General features: G+C 49.7%; 7 protein-coding genes. 6 read left to right on the top strand and 1 reads right to left on the bottom strand.

The genetic code is table 11. The features are described 5' to 3' along the window. Positions 1-3 precede the first annotated feature (3 nt). The 4 genes from IQ268_RS28350 to IQ268_RS28365 are packed head-to-tail and all read left to right on the top strand — an operon-like array spanning position 4 to position 2,115. Positions 4-372 (top strand): hypothetical protein, encoded by a 369-nt coding sequence (locus IQ268_RS28350; RefSeq protein WP_339383687.1) that lies wholly within the window; start codon positions 4-6, stop codon positions 370-372. Further along, positions 362-1,090, top strand: coding sequence for a hypothetical protein (locus IQ268_RS28355; protein WP_193886166.1), 729 nt, complete (start codon positions 362-364; stop codon positions 1,088-1,090). The genes IQ268_RS28350 and IQ268_RS28355 overlap by 11 nt, the downstream gene beginning before the upstream one ends. Before the next feature lie 11 nt (positions 1,091-1,101). Next, on the top strand, positions 1,102-1,680 hold the full coding sequence (locus IQ268_RS28360; protein WP_193886168.1) for a Uma2 family endonuclease: 579 nt from the start codon (positions 1,102-1,104) through the stop codon (positions 1,678-1,680). Between the two features lie 12 nt (positions 1,681-1,692). Then, a complete protein-coding gene (locus IQ268_RS28365) occupies positions 1,693-2,115 on the top strand; it encodes a hypothetical protein (protein WP_193886170.1) in 423 nt (140 codons plus the stop codon). Between the two features lie 451 nt (positions 2,116-2,566). Here IQ268_RS28365 and IQ268_RS32520 read toward each other — a convergent pair whose 3' ends face one another. Continuing rightward, complete coding sequence (locus tag IQ268_RS32520; protein ID WP_228035802.1) at positions 2,567-2,815, bottom strand: hypothetical protein; 249 nt, start codon at positions 2,813-2,815, stop codon at positions 2,567-2,569. A gap of 74 nt (positions 2,816-2,889) precedes the next feature. Between IQ268_RS32520 and IQ268_RS28370 the strand changes: the two genes are divergently transcribed. Both IQ268_RS28370 and IQ268_RS28375 read left to right on the top strand, forming a co-directional pair. Beyond that, the gene (locus IQ268_RS28370) at positions 2,890-3,198 is read left to right on the top strand and encodes a hypothetical protein (protein WP_193886172.1); all 309 of its coding nucleotides are present in this window, start codon (positions 2,890-2,892) and stop codon (positions 3,196-3,198) included. Continuing rightward, positions 3,198-6,506: a plasmid replication protein, CyRepA1 family gene (locus tag IQ268_RS28375; protein ID WP_193886174.1), complete on the top strand. Its 3,309-nt coding sequence runs from the start codon at positions 3,198-3,200 to the stop codon at positions 6,504-6,506. The genes IQ268_RS28370 and IQ268_RS28375 overlap by 1 nt, the downstream gene beginning before the upstream one ends. Positions 6,507-6,609 lie beyond the last annotated feature (103 nt).

The following is a 6,609-nucleotide window of genomic DNA, read 5'->3' on the forward strand; positions in this document are numbered from 1 at the left end:
CATGTGAGTGAACGCGGCAAGGGTAAGCGGCTCTATTTGACGCTGCCGAATGGAATTTATGAGGCATTGGAACGGTGGGCTGAGTCTGAAGACAATAAGCCTGCCTCTTTAGGTGCGTTCATTATTGAAAGAGAAGTTAGGGAAGCTCTCGAAGACGGCAAAATTCCTGAGTCGAAGAAGAAACTCACATCTACTCCTACAGACTTAAAAGCATTTCTGACTCAGTTAGCGTGTGGGGAACTGCCTACAAACGGTCAATTAGTCACACTGGCTCATGATTTAGGCGTTGAAACTGAAGTTTTGATGGAATTGCGCGATCGCGTCCGGTACGGCAATAGCAACAAGAAAGAGGGGCAAACAAATGGAACTTGAAAACCTCGTTGCACAAGTTTTTAGTGATAGCCAGTGGGAAATCGGCTTTAGCCCGGAAAGTTTTTTGCTATCCGCACCATCGCAAAGTGAAGCATTTAGACTCGCCTCACTAGAACCTGAGACACTAGCAATGTGGGCACATAAATTCGGCAAAGTGGCAACCCTGATTCAGTATCCGGGCGGCGACTCCTACCGAATTCCCGCAGCAATGGCTGAATCAGAGGTCACTATGGGGCAAGAAACTTTAGTTCTCGATCCACAAAATCCACTAATAGAGATTTATGCTCTATCCCTTTCTCCTTGTCTATATCAGGAGATTGGCTGGTTTTTGAATAATCCAACACAACCAGGTGGCATCGTGCGCGTTGTTGACAATCAGCAAGTAGCAATGTCTTACGCTAATGCCCAAAAAAGTGCTGACTTCACAGCGAGCGCTGGGGTTAAAAAAGCAGTCAGTTGGAAACGTGGAGATTTTTGGCATCCAGGAGATCTCAACGATTTCGACCGAGACTGGAAGCAACAACTAGAGCCAAACAACTCAAATAGCTGGATCGAATACAAATGGAGGTCATTTGACCCAGAGCTAGGGCGAGATTCAGAGGATGGATGGATCGAGTTTGCCAACCGCTACAAACTACTTGTAGACGAATTTGGCAACAGCTACCACGTCTCCTGGAATTTAGGGATGAATGACATAGCCAAACCTGTAGGGGTATAGGAGCGACTGCTATGAATCAAGCTACTAAAACACGAATGACCTTTGAGGACTACCTAAACTACGACGATGGAACAGACAACCACTGTGAGTTTGAGGGTGGGGAAATAGTTGAAATGCCCCCTGAAAGTCCCCTAAACTCTCGGATTGCGCGTTTCCTGTTCGCCATTTTACTGACTGCATTTTCTGAAGATTTGATTTGCCACAAAGATACTGAAATTGCTGTCTCAGGGACGCAGGTGCAAGCTAGGCTGCCTGACCTCATGCTGCTATCAGAAGAATTGGCAGAAATCTTAAACAGCACCAGTAGAGGCACAATCACGTTAGAAATGCCTCCCCCTGATTTGATTGTTGAAGTGGTTTCTCCTGGTTCAGCCAACGAAAATCGAGATTACCGTTTCAAGCGGTCTGAGTACGCTGCAAGGGGTGTACCGGAATATTGGGCGATCAACCCAGAGGAAGGCAAAATTACCGTCTTCACTTTAGTCAACGGGTTCTACGAGGAAGCTAGTTACAGTGGTGAAACGGTCATCGATTCTCGGTTTGAAGTGCTTCGACTGACAGCCGAACAAGTTTTTAAGCGCAAGCGGTAGGAGACGATTGCCATGACCAAAACGTATGTCGAGCGGACATTAGAGACTTTGGTTGAATTTGCCGACATTCAGCGAAGTAGTCTCAATCGACTGACAGAGAACATCGAAACGATGAACAGCAACCTGTCAGCCAACATCGAAACGGCGAACCAGAAGCTATCAACCAACATTGAGCGAACCAACCAGAATATCAATCTGCTATCTGAGCGGTTGGATACTTTAACCTCCAGAGTCGATACGATCGCCGTTCAAATCTCTAGCTTCACAGGTGGGATGAACGAGCTGAAAGGATTGAGTCGCCAAATCGTGCAAGCGATTGAAGGCGATCGCCAAGTTGCGCTGCAACAAACTGAGAACGTTTCGCAGCTTATTGAACTGGCAAAACAACAACAAGCGATGGTAGAGAGAATAATGAGCAAATCTTCAACCGCATGAAGGCTCACTTGTCCAGGTCTATGTTTTGCAAGTATTTTATGATTTTCTAGGTTAATCACTGCAAGATCTAGAGATCGAACAGGATTCACTTTTGTAAAGAGAGGAGGTTTTGTAAAGAATAGTAATTTGATCCATAGCCTGCATATTCTGAAGACTTCAAACGTACTTACTTGAGGAGGGGTTCAAGGAGGTGGCACAGAAAAGAAATTGAATATGCTGGCCCATAGCCTGCATATTCTGAAGACTTCAAACGTACTTACTTGAGGAGGGTGTTTAGCAAGGAGAGAATGTTTAAAAGCCAAAAACCCCATCTGCGAGCAACAGAAAGGGTCTTGAAGGCTTATTAAATCAACTGATCGGACAGGAGCGGGGTCTCTAACCTTGATTGCTTTCACAGGGCGTCGAGTTAGGTCTTCCAGCTTTGCTATGCCCATTTTATCGAAAGGTCGTCTCAGTTGCAATTTTTTTGGGCAAAAAAGCCCACTTTTGCCCACCCTATAGGGGCAAGAAAGCCCACTTCTGCCCACCCTATAGGGGCAAGAAAGCCCACTTTTGCCCACTCTATCCATCCTGTAGGGGCAAAAAAGCCCACTTCTGCCCACCCTATAGGGGCAAGAAAGCCCACTTCTGCCCACCCTATCCATCCTGTAGGGGCAAGAAAGCCCACTTCTGCCCACCCTATAGGGGCAAGAAAGCCCACTTTTGTAACAACGACCTATCGATGACCTTGCATAGCTCCTGTCCATATCTCGGTAAACTTCTTAGGAACCAGATATGCAACAGCTATTGCTTATCCCCTCAATTCCGCAGGGGAAGACTAAACTATTTCAAAAAAGTCAGTCCCAATCAGACCAATCAGAGGCAACCACCACCTCACGGCCAAAGCCAGAGCTAACGCTAGTCGCAAAGCCGCCCTGTTTACCAGAGCTTGACGGCAATTGCCGTCTTTGCGGCCAGCCAATCGCCATCCCTGGCCTGGACAGCAATCTTTGCTCGAATGATTGTGGATACGTTCGAGACTCCTTAACCTGGCTGAACTCCGAGACTCCCAAAGAGTCGAAGCAACAGGGAGGACGGCGTTAATGGTTGCCCAATTTAAACCAGACATCGCTCAGCTCGACCTTACTCGCGAACAGTTCACAGCTCAGATCACAGAGGAATTCATTCAAGGCAGCGCGATCGCTCCCACTTTGTTTACGGCCTCAGTGCAAGTGGTTAGCGACGTTGAACTTCTTCCAGGTGGGGAAGTTTCAACGCCACTACACGATGCGTTGGGTTGGCGCTATACCCGATTTGGGCATAAAGCCAAGTCTTCTCTGTTTGGAGCACTGTTACTCAACGAAGATGGTTCAACCTGGCAGGCTAAGCTCAGCCAACCACGGACTGACAAAACAAAGCGCGATCGAATTATCAAGTATGAAACGGGTGTAGGTAATGGCTCACGGGCGTTCCTACCTGCGATCGACCTTCAGACTTGGCTCAAGGTAGCTCAACGGCACCACGTTGTTGGATTTCTGCCCACCTGGGTTACAGCGGCGATCGACCAGGGGCAAACGGGGTTGCACAGCCATCCTGATCCGAGATTAACCCCAGACCAGATTGAGCACTATGCCATCAGGTTGAAACAGGCTGCTTTATCCTCGTCCCGCTCAACCCCCTCGCCGTTGAGAGAGTCAGAGCAGATCACAGCTCAATTCCCGATTGAAACCACGTCCTTCTGGGACTGGGTTGGTCTGTTGGAGTGCATTGACATCGTTCTAACCGAAGGTGGCAAAAAAGCCTTGTCCCTCCTGAGTCAGGGCTATGTCGCGATCGCGCTGTATGGGGCCAATGGTGGCTATCGCAAAGTGGGAGAGTTACGGGAACTGACTGCGGATGTGGCTCGTTTTGCCGTGCCGGGACGAACTATCACCTTGGCCTTTGACCAGGATATAAAACAAACAGCTCGACATCGAGTCACCGTGGCACTCTATCGATTTGGGGCACTGTTGCGAAACGCGGGTTGTCCTGTGGCGATCGCCATCTGGGACAAAGCACAAGGCAAAGGGGTCGATGATTTAATTGTCGCTGGTGGAGCTGAAGCGTTCGATCAGGTGTATGCCCAAGCCCTATCCCTCGAACACTGGCAGATTCAACAACGACTCAGCAATCGCCTCACCTATCCGGCTAGCTTAAAACTGACGACAGCCGATCTCTCCACTCTGGATCTATCTGACTTACCGTTGCAGGGGATGATTGCCTTGCTGAGTGCTAAGGCAACGGGCAAAACCAAGGGTATCGGTAAGTGGATTCAGGGAGTAGAGAAGGTGCTGGCCGCAGGCCACCGGATTGCCCTGATGCGGAACCTGAGCCATCGCTTACACCTGGATTATCGAGGCGATGTCGATAAGGTCAACGGCGAGTATATCAATGGAGCCTCTTACACCCTCCGCATTGGCTTTTGTGTCGATTCCCTATTGGCGATCGACCCTAATAAGTTTGCCGAGTGCGATCTGATTCTCGATGAGGTGGTGCAGGTAGTGCGCCATTTGTTGACCTCTAGCACCTGTTCTAGAGAGGGCAAGCGTCCAGCCCTGCTGGCTCGGTTTCGAGAGCTACTTCAAACCGCTCGACGAGTCATTATTGCCGATGCCGATCTCGACAATGCCACCTTGCACTACATCCATCAGTTGCGGGGCGACTCCGATCCAGCCTTTTTGATTCGCAATGACTATACACCTCCGGGGTATCCGGTTCGCTTCTTTGATGCCCCCGATCGCTCGTCGATTACGACTCAATTACTAGAGGACATCCAAATGTTAGACCCTGAACAATCGGTTTACGTGGCTACCGATAGCAAAGCCACCAGTAAGGCGATCGCCCGTTTGATTGAGCAGCAAGCCCCCACTAAGCGAGTGCTGCTGATTAACTCTGAAACCAGTGGTGGAGAATTAGAGCGATCGTTTATGGCAAACCCTGACGATTGCCTGTCTGATTGGGATGTGATTCTCTGCTCCCCTTCTGCTGCGACCGGGATTAGCTTGGAAAAACAGGGGGTGATCCAGCGGGTCTATGGCATCTTCAGTGGGGTTTCTTCAACTGATGCCGATATTGCTCAGTCGCTAGGACGGGTGAGAGAACCTGTCGAGCGAGTGGTCTGGTGTGCCAAGCGTGGTTCTAACTTTTCTAAGGTCAGCCGTTCTACCAATCCCATCGAACTCAAGAGCCATTTGCAACAAGCCTCATCTGCTACCGTCCGCCTGGTGCGCTCCAACCTGCGGGAGGATATTGCAGGAGACCTGGCTGAATACGACTGGCAAAGCGATCCTCACCTGAATCTGTATGCTCATTTCAGTGCCGAGCAGAACCGTTCCATGATGCATCTGCGCGATGCCTTGTTAGTGCGGCTCAAGCATGAGGGGAATTCCGTCACGGTTGAGTCGTGGGCTGCTGATCCAACCATGAAGCTGCTGCTACGCCAAGCCCGAGAGGAGCAACGTCAGATTGATGCCGAAGAACTGGTCGCCGCAGACGATTTAACCTATGCCCAAATCCTGGAACTAGAGCAAAAAGAGTCGGTCTCTCCAGAGGAGCATCTGGCGATCGCCAAGCACTACCTGAAAGATTTCTATTGCCTGGACTCCATCACCTTAGAAGAGGTGATTTGGGATAACGAAGGCAGACGACGAGGCGAGCTGCTGAATCTAGAAGCCCAACTGTTTCCAGGTCTTGCTAGCGATCGAACGGTCAAAGCATTAGAACGACAAGCTCAATGGGGCCAGGGCTACTGCCCGTGGGATGTTTCCACTGCCGAATTACGCCGAGTGCTGCGAGAAAAACTGAAGCTCAATGAGATCATTGAAAAGATGCAACACGGTTGGGAGTGGTGCAAGTATGACCTGGCTCCTTATGCGGCGATCGCCAGGGAGTTTATCCCCCAAATCAAAGTGGCGTTGAACTTTACTATCACTGATCGGGTCAGTGATACCCAAATAGTGCATCAACTCCTCTCCCAGTTGGGCATCAAAATTGCAAAACCTCGCTGGTCATGTTTTGTGGAGGGGTATGAGGGCGAAAAACTGCGGGTGTACAGGCTCGATCGCGCTGTTTGGGACACTACCTGGGCAATTCTCGAACGCAGACAAGCCAAGTGGTTATCGTTGAGCCAACAACAGACATCGGAAGAGAGTGGATCACCCCATGCCTTCAACAACTTAAATGATGGGGGTGATCTATTGGAAGTAACAGCCGCAGCAGAATACCTAAAAGAGTCCCTAGAACATGGAAAAGAGGCAGTCTTGGCTGTCCTCAAGCCCTGGTCGCTAGCGTTTAGAGAGAGCGTGCTGGCTGTGCTTCGGCAACAGTCAGAGGCAATCATAGAACGATTCGAGACTGTTCTGAATTTTGTGTAAGCGGTCTAAAATCCCAGTAACTCAGGAGACCGCATCATGGTACGCAAGAAGAAAGAACCCAATCGCGTTGATGAAATGCTCGATGAACTGTTGGCAGACTGCC

Source organism: Oculatella sp. LEGE 06141 (assembly GCF_015207605.1).
Lineage (GTDB): Bacteria > Cyanobacteriota > Cyanobacteriia > Elainellales > Elainellaceae > Oculatella.